General features: G+C 45.7%; 12 protein-coding genes and 3 tRNA genes. 1 reads left to right on the top strand and 14 read right to left on the bottom strand.

Features of this window, described 5'->3' with window-relative positions; translation table 11 throughout:
- Window positions 1-3 precede the first annotated feature (3 nt).
- The 7 genes from fliG to fliT all read right to left on the bottom strand — a co-directional run bounded on the left by fliG (window position 4) and on the right by fliT (window position 8,876).
- Window positions 4-1,035, bottom strand: a complete 1,032-nt coding sequence (fliG, locus tag MY523_RS04695) for a flagellar motor switch protein FliG (protein WP_250657652.1) — start codon at window positions 1,033-1,035, stop codon at window positions 4-6.
- A complete protein-coding gene (fliF, locus tag MY523_RS04690) occupies window positions 1,028-2,749 on the bottom strand; it encodes a flagellar basal-body MS-ring/collar protein FliF (RefSeq protein ID WP_250657651.1) in 1,722 nt (573 codons plus the stop codon). The genes fliG and fliF overlap by 8 nt, the downstream gene beginning before the upstream one ends.
- A 212-nt stretch (window positions 2,750-2,961) precedes the next feature.
- Window positions 2,962-3,336 (bottom strand): flagellar hook-basal body complex protein FliE, encoded by a 375-nt coding sequence (gene fliE / locus MY523_RS04685; RefSeq protein ID WP_250657650.1) that lies wholly within the window; start codon window positions 3,334-3,336, stop codon window positions 2,962-2,964.
- A 233-nt stretch (window positions 3,337-3,569) separates the two neighbouring features.
- Complete coding sequence (locus MY523_RS04680; RefSeq protein ID WP_275975308.1) at window positions 3,570-5,018, bottom strand: sigma-54-dependent transcriptional regulator; 1,449 nt, start codon at window positions 5,016-5,018, stop codon at window positions 3,570-3,572.
- Between the two features lie 19 nt (window positions 5,019-5,037).
- Window positions 5,038-6,387 carry a sensor histidine kinase gene (locus tag MY523_RS04675; RefSeq protein ID WP_250657648.1) on the bottom strand — a complete coding sequence of 450 codons (1,350 nt, stop codon included), beginning with the start codon at window positions 6,385-6,387 and terminating at the stop codon, window positions 5,038-5,040.
- Window positions 6,388-6,819: 432 nt separating this feature from the next.
- Window positions 6,820-8,256 carry a sigma-54-dependent transcriptional regulator gene (locus tag MY523_RS04670; RefSeq protein WP_275975289.1) on the bottom strand — a complete coding sequence of 479 codons (1,437 nt, stop codon included), beginning with the start codon at window positions 8,254-8,256 and terminating at the stop codon, window positions 6,820-6,822.
- A gap of 311 nt (window positions 8,257-8,567) precedes the next feature.
- Window positions 8,568-8,876 carry a flagellar protein FliT gene (gene fliT / locus MY523_RS04665; protein WP_250657646.1) on the bottom strand — a complete coding sequence of 103 codons (309 nt, stop codon included), beginning with the start codon at window positions 8,874-8,876 and terminating at the stop codon, window positions 8,568-8,570.
- Between the two features lie 139 nt (window positions 8,877-9,015).
- Between fliT and MY523_RS04660 the strand changes: the two genes are divergently transcribed.
- A complete protein-coding gene (locus tag MY523_RS04660; RefSeq protein ID WP_250657645.1) occupies window positions 9,016-10,095 on the top strand; it encodes a mechanosensitive ion channel family protein in 1,080 nt (359 codons plus the stop codon).
- 86 nt (window positions 10,096-10,181) lie between these two features.
- Here the strand turns inward: MY523_RS04660 and MY523_RS04655 are convergent, their stop codons facing one another.
- From MY523_RS04655 to csrA, 7 genes are all read right to left on the bottom strand, one after another.
- On the bottom strand, window positions 10,182-11,510 hold the full coding sequence (locus MY523_RS04655; RefSeq protein ID WP_250657644.1) for a sodium ion-translocating decarboxylase subunit beta: 1,329 nt from the start codon (window positions 11,508-11,510) through the stop codon (window positions 10,182-10,184).
- Between the two features lie 15 nt (window positions 11,511-11,525).
- Entirely contained in the window at window positions 11,526-13,304 is a 1,779-nt protein-coding gene (oadA, locus tag MY523_RS04650; RefSeq protein ID WP_250657643.1) for a sodium-extruding oxaloacetate decarboxylase subunit alpha, read from the bottom strand.
- Between the two features lie 51 nt (window positions 13,305-13,355).
- Window positions 13,356-13,601 (bottom strand): OadG family protein, encoded by a 246-nt coding sequence (locus tag MY523_RS04645; RefSeq protein WP_250657642.1) that lies wholly within the window; start codon window positions 13,599-13,601, stop codon window positions 13,356-13,358.
- 391 nt (window positions 13,602-13,992) lie between these two features.
- A tRNA-Arg gene (locus MY523_RS04640) sits at window positions 13,993-14,069 on the bottom strand.
- A 127-nt stretch (window positions 14,070-14,196) separates the two neighbouring features.
- A tRNA-Arg gene (locus tag MY523_RS04635) sits at window positions 14,197-14,273 on the bottom strand.
- Window positions 14,274-14,293: 20 nt separating this feature from the next.
- A tRNA-Ser gene (locus tag MY523_RS04630) sits at window positions 14,294-14,383 on the bottom strand.
- Window positions 14,384-14,502: 119 nt separating this feature from the next.
- Window positions 14,503-14,694, bottom strand: a complete 192-nt coding sequence (gene csrA / locus MY523_RS04625) for a carbon storage regulator CsrA (protein WP_250657641.1) — start codon at window positions 14,692-14,694, stop codon at window positions 14,503-14,505.
- Window positions 14,695-14,710: the final 16 nt, after the last annotated feature.

Here is a 14,710-nt window from a genome sequence, read left to right as displayed (position 1 = left end):
TCGTTATATCATCTCTTCGCCAGCACCGCCCAGTGAAATTTCTCCGGCATCAGCCATTCTGCGAGCAATCGTTAAGATATCTTTTTGCGCCCCTTCTACTTCGCTCAGTTTAACTGGGCCTTTTGCTTCGAGGTCATCTCTGAGCAATTCGGCTGCACGCTTAGACATATTGTTAAAGATTTTTTCTTTCAACTCTTCATCGGAGCCTTTTAACGCAATAATAAGCACATCCGATGAGACCTCTCTTAACAGAGCCTGGATTCCGCGGTCATCAACATCTTTGAGGTTGTCAAAGACAAACATTAAGTCCTCAATTTCACTACCCAAGTCAGCATCGGTCTCTTTAATGCTATCCATCAACTCCCCTTCTACACTACTATCCAGGAAGTTCATGATATCTGCGGCACGCTTAACGCCACCAATTTTACTGGTTTTAGTCGAAGAGCTACCTGAAAACTGCTTCTCGAGAATCGCATTTAGTTCTTGCAGTGCCTGGGGGTGTACCGCATCCAGTGCTGCAACTCTCATGACGATATCAAGCCTGACTTTTTCGTCAAAGTTAGTCAGCACCTCTGCTGCCTGATCGGGGTCTAGATAAGAGACAACAATAGCCTGGATCTGAGGGTGTTCGTATCGAATAATGTCTGCGACAGATCGAGATTCCATCCACTTTAAGGTGTCTAACCCTGTGGTATTTCCACCGATCAGGATTCGGTCAATCAGGCTCGATGCTTTGTCTTCACCCAATGCCTGAGTCAACATGGTTCTAATGTAGTCGTCAGCACCAATCCCCATACCGGTCTGGTCACCAACCGCTTCAAGAAACTGCCCTGTCACCGCTTCTACTTGTTCCTGGGTCACATCAGCAAGCTGCGTCATCGCTGTACCTACTCGCTGAACTTCTTTTGGCCCCATATGCTTAAGAATTTGCGCAGCATCCGCCTCACCTAAAGACATCAAAAGGATAGCCGCTGCATCTACTCGCCCTATCTTGGGAAGTTTCTTATCAGCGCCACCCGCCTGCTCATCAGTCATCAGCATTCACCCATTGTCTTACCACTTGTGCCACTCTCGCTGGATCTTCTACCACTAATCCTTTTAGCGCGTTCAGTTGTTTATCATACCCCTCTGATGCGCCAGGTAAAAGGAATTCATCCGTTGAGCTTAAGGTTACTTTCCCTTCTGGTGCACCTTCCCCCAACTGGTCAAGCTCAGCCAAACCATCTTCGTCACCCGCTAAAGCAAGCTCTTTGGCCTGCTGGCCACTTTGTGCCAGACTTTTTAGTGTCGGTCTTACTAAACCTAGTACAAGAATCAAAATCACGATACCGGCCATAATGGGCTTTACATAATCCAGCAGCCAAGGCTGCTGCCATAATGGCGTTTCTTCAAAGGGGATAATCTCTTCTGGAGCAAAAGGCGTGTTGATTACATTGACGCTATCACCTCTGGAAGCGGAGTAACCTACGGCATTTCTCACTAACAAGGTTAAGCGTTGAAGCTCACCTTCAGACCACGGAGCAAAGCTAACCTCACCGGTTTCAGGGTTGACCTTACGAATATCATCAATCGCCACGGCAACAGTCAGCCGTTTTATTCGTCCTGGTTGTTGCTTGGTGTAACTAACAGTGCGGTCAACTTCATAGTTTCGGGTTGTCTGTTTTCGCAGGTCAGAAACGCCAGCGGCACCTTCCCCGCCCGCTTCACCTGCAACTTCTGGCACGGTCGCGTCCCCTGGAGGCTGGTTTGATAAAGCGCCGGGGATGCCACCCTGGGTACCCGCCACACGCTGCTCATCAAGCGTTTGCTCACTGCGAATGGCCTGCATATCAGGGTTAAATATCTCCTCAGCCTGCTCGACCGAGGTAAAGTCTACTTCTGCTGAGACTTCGGATCTAAAACGGCCACTGCCTAGTATGGGCTCTAAAATGCTCGAAACCCGCCCATTAAGTACTTTTTCCATTTTTCGCGAGTAGTCAAATTCACGGGACGCCAAACGATCTTCCGAGCTTTCATCTTGTTGGGATAACAGGTTCCCCTTTTGATCGACAACCGTGACGTCTTCTTTGTTCATCTCTGGCACACTACCAGCAACCAGGTTAACCACCGAATCAACCTGCCCCTTGGCTAATGGCCGCCCACTAAACACCTCGACAAAAACAGATGCGGTTGGTTTTCTGGTATCTCTGACAAATACTGAACGCTTTGGAATGGCGAGATGAACCCGTGCACTTCTAACATTCCTTAAACTGGATATGGTTCTGGATAGCTCGCCCTCCAACCCTCTTTTAAAACGAGTTGACTCCATAAACTGACTTGTTCCGAGCCCCTGTTCCTGGTCAAGTAGCTCGAACCCGGCAGGTTTCTCTTCAGTAATTCCTGCTGCCGCCAGCTTGAGTTTTGCCCGATGGATCTCACTGGATTCCACTAACAGTACGCCGGTCGAAGGGTCGATTTTATAGGTAATATCGTTCTGGTTTAGCAACGTGGACACTTCATTAATATCCATGTTGTTAATATTGCTCATGATAGGCTGATAATTGGGTTCCTGAGCCCAAAGCACAACGAACAAGCCTAAAGCGACACTGGCTGACAAACCGACCATCAGGCCAATTTGACGCATCAGGTTGAGCTTGTTAAAGCCCATAAACATTTCGCTGTCCGGCTCACTCGGTGAGATAGGGTTAGACACTGCTGAATCCGTCGTAGCGGGTACATTGTTGTTAGTTTCTGCAGGAACGCTAGCCATGACCTTACACCTGTTTTTTACGCTGACTTGCTCGATAACTTAATAGAGAGTTTTGCACGACTACTGCGCTTACAAATACAGCGTTAAAAAATGACTCAAAATGCTCATTTATAGACCATAAACTGCGCTTTTTCGTCATGTTTTGCCTTGTCTTTGATTCGCTCATAACGCCGTGCAAAGCTCTCGAATAAAAATAAAACCCTGACGAGCCTTTAAATTGGCATCTTCATAATGTCTTCGTATGCCTGAACCACTTTATTCCGAACTTGGGTTAACGCTTGAAAAGAGACTGATGCCTTTTGCGACTCAATCATCACTCGCGTTATATCAACCGTAGGATCACCCTGTTCATAGGCTGTTTTTAATGCAGATGAGTTTTGCTGGGTTTCATTAACACTATCGACAGCTCTCGAAAGCAACGAACCAAAACTCTGAGCGGGTTCTGTCGGTTTAACCGCCGTCACGTTCGATGTAGGAGACGGCTCTTGCAGAGCCTCTGGCCGTTGAACCTGGGCCTTAAGATTTCGCATCTCCGCCAGAACCTGATTGATATCAGCTCTGCCTGTAACTTGACCTATACCAGACATGCTTGCCTCCTCATGTTTAAACCCCGCACTGCTAACGTCATGAATAGCTATGGCGTTTTTGGCACTCCGCGTACTGCCAATTTTCTGTCAGGATTTACAAATAAAATGTTATTACAAGGTTATAAGCATAAAGCAGGCCAGTTTTTATCAGCCCAAAAAAAAGGGGCATAAAGCCCCTAGACTGAAGACGATTGAAATTTAAAAACCAAGAACTAATAACTTATAACCAAGAACTAAGCCGCCGACATCTCGGCATCCAAATCAATGCCACACTCTCTCATGCGAGCCATCTTGTATCTCAGCGTTCGCGGACTGATACCCAGCTTTTCTGCGGTCTGTTTTTTACGGCCTTTTTCTTTGCGAAGCATATCGATAATAATCTTAAACTCACGCTGCTTAAGATCCTGCCCCAGTACGCTGGCACCATCAATCTCGAGTGAGTCCTCGGTTCGCCCATCCACCATCGTTAGCGCATCAACGTCTGACGCATATTGATTAATAGCGGAGTTCGCTGGGTTCATGGCAAGCGAGTCTCCGCCAAAATTTTGGCCCGTGCCTGCATCCAGGCATAAGTCGGCTTGAGAGATAACATTTCCCTGTTGAAGAATTAACGCTCTTTGTACCGCATTATCCAGCTCGCGAACATTGCCCGGCCAGTCATATTGCTGCATAACAGACTTGGCTGACTGGTCAAAAGCCATCGGCGGCAATTTCATCTTAGCAATATGGTCGCTTAACAATCTTTCTGCTAACGGAACGATATCCAAAGGCCTCTCTCTCAAGGGTTTCCACTGCATTGGAAATACGCTTAAGCGATAGTACAAATCTTCCCTAAATTTGCCTTCAGCTACGTACTCCTTTAAATCTCGGTTAGTCGTCGCTAAAACACGAACATCTAGCGAAATTGTTTTTCTGCCCCCAACGCGCTCGACTTCTCGTTCCTGAATAACACGCAACAATTTAGCTTGCAGCCCCAAATCCATCTCAGATATCTCATCCAGCAAGATAGTTCCGCCATTCGCCTGCTCGAACTTTCCAGGCGCACTGTTATACGCCCCGGTATAGGCACCTTTTTCATGCCCAAACAGAATGGCTTCAAGCATATTCTCTGGTATTGCAGCACAATTAAGCGCGATAAATGGCTGGCTGGCTCTCGGCGAGCAGGCATGTATGTATCGAGCCAACACCTCTTTACCTGTTCCACTTTCACCTGCAATCATAACCGTTGAGTCAGATGCGGCGACTTTTCGTGCCAGCTGAAACAACTGTCGACTAAACGGATCTTCAGCAACAGGCTGCCCCTCTTTTGATGTACTCACCGTTCCTAACACGCGCTTTACTGATTCAATCAGTACACTTGGCTCAAACGGCTTAACAATATAGTCAACAGCACCTGACTGCATAGCAGAGACTGCATCACTAATCTGGCCATATGCGGTGATCAACATCGCAGGGATTCCTGGAAACTGGCGATGTATATGCTCTAGTAACTCATGGCCATTCATGCCTGGCATATTGACATCACTAACGACCAATTCAACGGTTCGCTTTTCCAGTATTGGAATTGCAGACTCTGCTGAATCAGCTGTAATGCACTCGTATCCAGCAATTTCGAGCGTTGTGCTGAGTGCTTCACGGAGTTCTCTGTCATCTTCTACAATTAGAATCGTTGTTTTAGCCATCATAATTCTCCACAATCAACTATGCTTTGCTCTGCTGTTCGTGTACCGGCAGCGTAATCACCGCCTTGGCGCCTGTATCATTTGAAGTGATATAAAAACGCCCATGATGCGCTTTCACAACAGCTTGAACCACTGGCAACCCCAGCCCTGTACCGTGCGATTTCGTGGTATAAAAAGCGTCTAGAATTTTATTTTTTTGTTCAGCCGAAAAACCAGGCCCATTGTCTGATACTTCTATATTGATATAACCTTTACCAGGTGACAGTATTTTGACGCTCAGCTCTACATTGTCAGGCTTTGCCTCTAGGCTGTTGTTAATCAGGTTCAAACAGGCCCCAATCAATGTGTCTCTATTGCATAATAAAAAAGTATTTTCCGATGCGTCATGCCATTCAACTTTGGCATTAGCGTTCTTTATGGGCGTGTCGGCAGCAAGCTTTAACTGATCAAACAAGTCTGATGCCTTAATACTTTCCGCCAACCGAGTCTCGCCTTTAGCAAATACCAGCATGTCTCTAATCTGGTGTTCCAGATGCGTCAGTCTGGACATGATTTTACCTGCGCACTTCTGTCTCATCTCATCACTGATTTCTGGCTGATTTAGGTGACCCGCATAAAGCATGGCTGTCGAAAGCGGTGTTCTAATTTGATGTGCTAACGATGCAACCATGCGACCTAACGAGGACAAGCGCTCCGTTCGACTCACTTTGGCCTGCAACTCTCGCGTCTCGGTTAAATCGGTTAAAAGCACTAATTGGCCAGGCCCCTCCGACATTGAGCGGGTTTCGATACGAACACGACGCCCATCTTTGAGTGAGACTTCATGACCATCATCGTGGCGTGGTGCAAAGCAACGCTTAATGATATTGACCCAGTTCTCTCCCAGTAAAGGTTCACCTAATAACCCCAGCGCGGCTGGATTACACTCATTGACAATGCCTTTACCATCCAGCACCACAACCCCTGCCGGGAGTACGTCAAGCAGCGTTGACAAGCGATCCGCAATTCGCTCTTTTTCTTCAAGCTCCTGCCTGCGCTGTTCAACTTCGGTATTTAACTCCCCATTCAGCTGACTGACTCGCTTTTCGAGCGTTCGATAAGAGTCTGTTAATTGCACCGACATACGACTGAACAGCTCTAATGCCTGCTCTACCGGGGCCCCCTCTCCACCCGTTGAACTATCAGTACCCGATAGCTCGGACTCTGGCAGCATTGCACCAGCAACATCTCCATCAGAAAATAGAGTGTCAATATTGCGAACGCTCGACTCTTTGCCCTGCCGTTTAAATGCGCCACCATATGACTCAACAAGTCTTCCTTTTGGAATACCTGCCACGTTGGCCAGCATAATAGGTTCCTGATAATTCATTTTGCTCCCCTTTCGTATGTCATGATCAAAACATGACCACTGAAGAAAACTTTAGTTACTAGAGCTACGTTACTCAGCCCAAGTGACTATACCAAGCGAGAAAACGTTGCTAGATTTGATATACCCAGCTTAAAGCACTTAGTATGCCATCACAGGTTTATCGTTATATTTCAGCAATTTATAGATACACTAAAAACATAGGAGTCAATAATACGACGCGAAAAACAAATGACAGAGAAAGATATAGACGGGTTTCAGTTCAAGTAAGAAGGATTGCGAATTGAGGAAAGGTAACACAAATAAAGGAAATTCATATGTTTGAAAATGATAGCGGTGTGCGAGCACGCACACCTCGAGAAGCCTGGTCGGAGTCAGTTATTTGAAGCCATTTCGGCCAATAGCGCGATGGATTAAGTGCAGCTAAGCGAAGTGCTAGGACTGATCATCCTCCTTATTGTTTAGCCCGTACTTCCTGACTTTCTCAACCAAAGTCGTGCGCCTGATCCTAAGCTTTTCAGCTGCACGGGCAACAACACCCGACGCTTCATCCAGTGCTTGTTGAATCAAGGTCTTTTCCAGATTGGCCAGATAGTCCTTCAAATCAACACCATTGACAGGCAGCAGCGCAGGAGCATCGACGCCAAGTACAGGCGGAGCAACAGGCATCGAGCTGTCGAGCGCAGCCAGATTTTCATCACCATCATCGATATGTCGGTACTTGTTAGGTAACTCCTGCACACCAATCACGTCATACGGATGTGTAATCGACAATCGCTCTACCAAATTGGCGAGTTCACGGACATTTCCCGGCCATTCATGGCGACACAGGCTCATAATAGCGGCCGAGTTAAACCGAATCGAGCCGCGCTTTTCAGTTTCCATTCGGGATATTAGCTCGTTCATCAAAAGCGGGATATCTTCCACACGCTCTTTTAAAGACGGCATTTCAATTGGGAATACATTGAGGCGATAATATAAATCTTCTCTGAAAGATCCATCGACAATCATCTCTTCCAGATCTTTATGGGTGGCAGCAATTACTCTTACGTCACTCTTAAGCGTTTTATTACCTCCTACCCGTTCAAATGTTCGCTCTTGCAGCACCCGCAGAATTTTAACTTGCATATTGAGGGGCATATCACCGATTTCATCGAGAAAAAGAGTCCCTCCTTCTGCCAGCTCAAAGCGCCCGGCCCTGGCTGTTATGGCGCCGGTAAAAGCGCCTTTTTCGTGACCAAAAAGCTCACTTTCCAGTAGCTCCGCAGGGATCGCACCGCAGTTAACCGGTACAAAAGGCTTGTTTCTTCTGTGAGAGTTATAATGAAGATTGCGAGCAACAACCTCTTTGCCCGTTCCTGATTCACCAGTGATCAGAACACTCACGTCTTTATCCGCAACCTGAGACATCAACTCTCGTACATTGTGAATACCGCGACTCGTTCCTACCAGGCTCCTGAATAGCTGAACTTGCCTTTGCTGGCCTCTTACTCTGCGACTCGAAAACTGCTCACGGAATACTTGTGCTCGATACAAACTATCAATGGTTTTGTTGTAATTGAGAGGGAATTCCAGTTTTGCAATGACCTTCTTGCGCAGCTCTTCGTCAACCGCGTCTAGTGAGCTGTCAGCAGAAACCAATACGGGTATGCCTGCATCCAGGCCATTCAATGACTCCAAGAAGCCAGGCATTTTTTCTGCCCTAGAGTCGATAAAAACTAACGATAACTCTTCGGTGGAATCAAACTCATTGTTAATACACTCTAGCCAGTCCTGAGTACCGCACTCGACCACTTCTTCGTCCAAAAACTCAAGAATAACCCTCAGATCACGACGCAAAAGCGGGTCATCGTGAATTAACAAAATCTTCATTTCCTTCCGCATGGGACAGCAAACCCTTATCGTAGTTATAAATATATTTGTTATTACTAATATTGTAGAAGTAATTGATATTGAAGATCAGGAACCCGACAATCACCACAAGGAACAATAAGCTAAATTTCTAAAAAATCAGTAGCCTATAGCGAGTTCTTATTACTTATATGAGTATTAAAGTAGGTAAAACAGGATTGGTCAAATTAATGACGTATATTTCAACAATATAGTGTCACAGGCACGTAAAGAACGTTTTTTTGGCGTATAAATAGTGCAATATTTGAGCAGCACAGGGAACGGCAGCAGGGTCAGTAACCTGACGACTGTATATACTGGCTAATCGCATTTCGCTCTTTGTGCAACTTCTTCAACTCATGCCCCAACTCCATCTTTCGCTCCATATTTCCAGCGCTTAGGCGATCATAAACAGATTGTAGCTTAATAAGAAGTTGACTTAGCGCTTGGCGATCTTCCTGCGCAGCGGCTGATGAGACGCACTCACTGATAATATTTTTGGCAGACAAATCAAGTCTGGCGACCTCATCCCAGTCAGCCTTTTCCAGCGCAGCTTCCAGATTGCGAATAAATACCGCCAGTTTTTCAAATTGTTGATTCATAAACTCTCTCGAAGGAATAGTCTTAAGCAAGCTGGCGAAACACATATTCAACCAAGCAATGCTTTCAGTTTAATTCGATAAAAGGTTATATTCCACTAAACGATTAATGAAACCTGCTTACAAGAACGGATGCTCTTATATGCAAACATTTTTAGATTGGCTAACTGGCTACCATCCCTACTTACCCTCAGTAATAACCACTACGGTCGTTCTTGCGCTATTAATTGCGACCAACCGGGTCACACTGAACAGGCTTTCCAAAAATCAGGGAAAGCTACTCCGTCAGCAGCTACTTATGATTGTCTTCACGTTCATAGGCATTATTGCAATCCTCATATCATTACCGATCAGTGATGCAATCAAAGGCCAGATATTCAGTTTACTCGGCATTATCATCAGTGCTGCTATTGCACTTTCTTCTACAACGTTTGTAGGTAATGCAATGGCAGGGTTGATGTTAAAGGGTGTAAAGGTATTTAGGATAGGAGACTTCATCCGTGTAGAAGGACATTTTGGGCGAGTGTCTGAACGAGGGTTACTGCATGTTGAGATTCAGACCGAAGATCGAGACCTCACCACCCTTCCCAACCTGTACTTGGTAACAAACCCCACCAAGGTTATTCATGTCGAGGGCACTGTTATCTCAGCTGAGGTCAGTCTTGGGTATGACGTCAACCGAAAAGCAATCGAAACGCATTTATTGGAAGCCGCAGTACTGTGTGATTTAGAGTCACCCTTTGTTCAAGTTATATCGCTTGGGGACTTTTCCGTACTCTATCGAGTTTCGGGTCTCCTTAAAGAGGTCAAAAAAATCATTACCGCACGCTCTGAGCTGCACAAAAACATTTTGGATACTCTTCAGGGCAATGGTATTGAAATCGTATCGCCTAACTTTATGAACACCCGCGCATACAACCCAGACCATCACTTTATAGCCCGTACACAAAATAGCACCACAACAAACGAAAGCCCTAATGAGGTCGAAATAGAAAGTATTTTATTTGATAAAGCTGAGCAAGCAGAAACACTAGGCTACATATCAAAAAAGCTCAAGCGGATATCAAGCGGGAAAGAAAAGCTGGTAGGCATACTGGCAAACACCACAGACGAGGAAGAGATCAATAAGCTACAGCATAGAATTGAGCACCTTGAAGCCATTGAAACAAAACTCACCAACTTTAAGTCAGAGCTGGATAAAGAAAATCAGACTAAAAAATAAAAAGCCCCTGCTTCAAAAAAGCAGAGGCTTTGCTTTACAACCAGTTTGAACAATAGAGAGTAAGTCTCTATTGTTCTTGCTAGCCATTACCCAAGAAACTTAATCATGACGCCCGCAGCGACTGCCGACCCGATAACGCCAGCTACGTTCGGCCCCATCGCATGCATCAATAAGAAGTTCTGAGAATTGTTATCCAAGCCCACTTTGTTTGACACACGTGCTGCCATAGGCACCGCAGATACGCCTGCAGAGCCAATCAGCGGGTTTACTTTATGAGTGCTAAACACATTCATAAGTTTAGCCATTAATACGCCTGTAGCCGTACCAACAGCAAATGCAGCCATACCGAGGAACAGAATGCCCAACGTTTGAAGGTCCAGGAACTTATCGGCGCTTAGCTTTGAGCCCACTGAAAGACCCAAGAAGATTGTCACAATATTGATTAAAGAGTTCTGAGCAGTATCTGAAAGGCGATCAACAACACCAGACTCTTTCATCAAGTTACCAAGACAAAACATACCAAGTAAAGGCGCAGCATCAGGAAGGAACAACGCCACTAGGATTAGTACCGCAATTGGGAACAATATCTTCTCAAGCTTGCTTACTGTGCGGAGCTGAACCATTTGAATTTTACGTTCTTCAGCTGTGGTTAAAGCATTCATGATTGGCGGCTGAATAACCGGAACCAGCGCCATATAAGAATAAGCAGCAACCGCAATCGCACCTAACAAATGAGGAGCAAGCATACTTGATACAAAAATAGACGTTGGACCGTCCGCACCACCAATAATACCAATGGTAGCAGCCTCTTCAATTGTAAAGGCCATGCCATCAATACCTAAGCTCGTTAACAAGGCAGCACCTAGAACGGTACCGAATATGCCAAACTGAGCAGCAGCACCCAACAAAATTGTTTTAGGGTTAGCAAGCATAGGACCAAAATCAGTCATGGCGCCAACACCCATAAATATAAGCAGCGGGCCAACCATTGATCCAATAACAACATTATAGAAGTTAGTAAGCATGCCATTAGCGTATCCATGATCAGTTGCAATATGTTGCGCCGCTGCGACTGTTGCACTATCAGCATGTTTATATGCATCTTTAAATGCATATAACGCCTCATTTGTCATACTCTGACCAGCTTCATATGGCACTTTCAATACATCAGATAAAGCCAGCAAAACTTCAGGCTTCTGAAAATGAATAGCGTTTTCCACCGCCGACAGAGCAAGCCCGGCTTCTGGAATGTTGGCAAGAATACCGCCAAAACCAATCGGTAATAATAGCAATGGCTCGAACTTCTTCCGAATCGCCATGTACAGAAGGACAAGGCAAATGATGATCATTGCACCCTGACCTAAAGACAAGTTATACAGACCACTACCGGTCCATAAGTTAAGTAAATTATCCATCGATTTATAACCCTATTACATAGTTAATAGCGTGTCGCCAACTGCAACAGAGTCGCCAACTGCAACATTGATGCTACCGACTGTACCAGACTTAGCTGCTCTAACTTCGGTTTCCATCTTCATGGCTTCAAGAATAACTAATACGTCGCCTTCCTGAACGGCTTGACCAGCAGATACAAGTACCTTGAAGATAGTTCCGGCCAAAGGAGCAGGAACAGGATCACCACCGCCCGCCGGCATTGGTGCAGCAGCAGGAGAAGCTGGAGCCGGAGCTGCGCTGCCACCCGCTGGCGCTACAGCAGAAATATCTCCGCCTTCTTCAACCTGAACTACATAGTCTTGACCTTCAACAGTCACAGTGTAAGTCTCTGGACCGGTAGATACCTTCACTTCATTACCGGTAGGCACTGGCTCAAACGCATCAGGGTTACCACGGTTTTCAAGAAACTTCTCGGCAACTTGAGGGAATAACGCATAGCTAAGTGCATCATCGATGACATTCTCAGCCAAGGTAAAGCCCTTATCTTTGGCCAAGGTTTCAACGTCAGATATGATTTTATCAAGTTCATTTTCCAACAAGTCAGCCGGACGGCAGGTAATCGCTTCTGCACCATCAAGCACTCGATCCTGAAGTTCCTTGTTATATGGTGCAGGGGCTGCGCCATACTCTCCTTTAAGGATGCCTTGAGTCTCTTTAGAAATAGACTTGTATCGCTCACCGGTTAAAACATTGATAACCGCCTGAGTTCCCACAATTTGTGAAGTCGGTGTAACCAATGGAATATGACCAAGATCTTCACGTACACGTGGTATTTCTTGAAGAACAGCGTCAAATTTATCTGCCGCACCCTGCTCTTTCAGCTGATTTTCCATGTTGGTCAACATGCCACCCGGAACCTGAGCAACAAGAATACGTGAATCAGTACCACGCAGAGCACCTTCAAACTTCGCGTACTTCTTACGAACTTCACGGAAGTAAGCAGCAATTTCTTCTAGAAGTAACAGATCAAGACCTGTATCGCGATCAGTACCTTTAAGGGCAGCAACGACAGTTTCTGTTGCCGAGTGTCCATAAGTCATAGACATGGACGAAATAGCCGTATCAACTCGATCAACACCCGCTTCAATTGCTTTCAGGATAGCCATATCCGACATACCAGCGGTTGCGTGGCAGTGCAGCTGAACTTCCAGGTCTGTCTCCTGCTTAAGGCGAGAAACCAGATCAAAACACTCATATGGAGAGATGATACCTGCCATATCTTTGATTGCGATAGAGTCTGCACCCATATCTTCAATCTGTTTTGCCAGAGAAACCCATGCCTGAGTATTGTGAACCGGGCTGGTGGTGTAAGACAGTGTTCCTTGCGCGTGCTTACCTTGCTTCTTAACTGCTTTAAGCGCAGTTTCAAGATTGCGAGGGTCATTCATTGCGTCAAATACACGGAAAACATCGACTCCGTTTACTGCTGCACGCTCAACAAATTTTTCAACAACATCATCAGCATAGTGGCGATAACCTAACAGGTTCTGACCACGCAACAACATTTGATGCTTAGTGTTAGGCATCGCTTTTTTGAATTCGCGAATTCTATCCCATGGGTCTTCCCCAAGAAAACGGATACATGTATCAAAAGTAGCACCACCCCATGATTCAAGGGACCAGAAACCTACTTTATCTAGTTTTTCTGCGATTGGGAGCATGTCGTCAATACGCATGCGCGTTGCAAATAGTGACTGGTGAGCGTCACGCAAAACAACGTCGGTAATACCTAACGGTTTTTTAGCATCTGTCATTGCATTCAAGCCTTCTGTTAAAGGTTTATTCCGTTGTATCAAACTCGCTACTTATGGGCGCGAGCGATATTTTGCAACTGCAGCTGAGATAATAGCCATCAGTCGAGGGTCGTTCATCGGAGTGGCAGGTTGAGGTTGAGCTGGGGCAAGCGGTACTTCCGGTGCCGGCGGCTCAAGTTTCATTGCCAACTTCGACATAATCGTTGTAGCGCCGATCAATACGATGAGAAATACGAATACGAACCCCATTCCCACTGCCATTAATTCGAACGCTTGAGACATCAATGATTCAGTCATTATTATGAAACCTGTCGTTATGTTTTCATTTTTGCGGCGAAGCAGAATTCACTAGGGTGCTATTCATTTAGAAATACTCCCTACGTCATTTAGAAGTACATTTCTTTATAAGAAGTACGACCTCTTAATAACGAGCACTATTTCGCGTGAAAAATCTTGGGTAATGTACCCATTATCCAGCATGTAAGCAACTAAAAGAGCGGTACAAAGGGCGTTTTCAAACACTATCTATTTGTTTTTATTAGATATAAATACCATGAATATTGGTTATTATATATTTGCGTATCACTTATTACCCCTTTCTATCTAAACCCAGTAGCAACAAACAGCAACTGCGCAGCTAATTATTCAGGCAAAAAAAAAGCCACCCATATGGGTAGCTTTTCTATTATGGCGCGGCTGGGAGGATTCGAACCTCCGACCGCCTGGTTCGTAGCCAGGTACTCTATCCAGCTGAGCTACAGCCGCTTAAACTTTTTAAACTAGAACATGCTGCCTTATAACAGCTTAAACTAGAACATACTGTCTTATAACAGCCATTCAAACTATTGCATTTACCCACTTATAACCACGATATAGAAATCAGAAGAAATAATGGCGCGGCTGGGAGGATTCGAACCTCCGACCGCCTGGTTCGTAGCCAGGTACTCTATCCAGCTGAGCTACAGCCGCATGCAATGTAGTAAAACGAATGGCGGAGAGGGAGGGATTCGAACCCTCGATGGGCGTAAACCCATACGCCCTTAGCAGGGGCGCGCCTTCAGCCACTCGGCCACCTCTCCGTAGAACGCGGTGCATAATACCACAATTATTATAAATTCAAAGTGCTAATTTATTTTAATTTACTTAATCTTAAACAAGCCTGAAAAACCGCCCCATAAACAGGGGCGGCCACCCAGAATTACTCGTCGTCGTACTGAGGATTCGTTTTTTCTTTCTGAATCCTTTGATAGATCTCCTCGCGGTGCACCGCGACTTCTTTTGGCGCATTGACGCCAATCCGAACCTGATTCCCCTTAACGCCCAGCACTGTCACTGTAACGTCATCCCCAACCATCAGTGTTTCTCCCACACGACGGGTCAATATAAGCATCGCTTATCTCCTTACG

The sequence above is a fragment of the Alkalimarinus coralli genome (assembly GCF_023650515.1).
GTDB classification, from domain to species: Bacteria; Pseudomonadota; Gammaproteobacteria; order Pseudomonadales; family Oleiphilaceae; genus Alkalimarinus; species Alkalimarinus coralli.
Note: the sequence above shows the minus strand (reverse complement) of the source record. Positions and strands in the feature narration are given on the sequence as shown.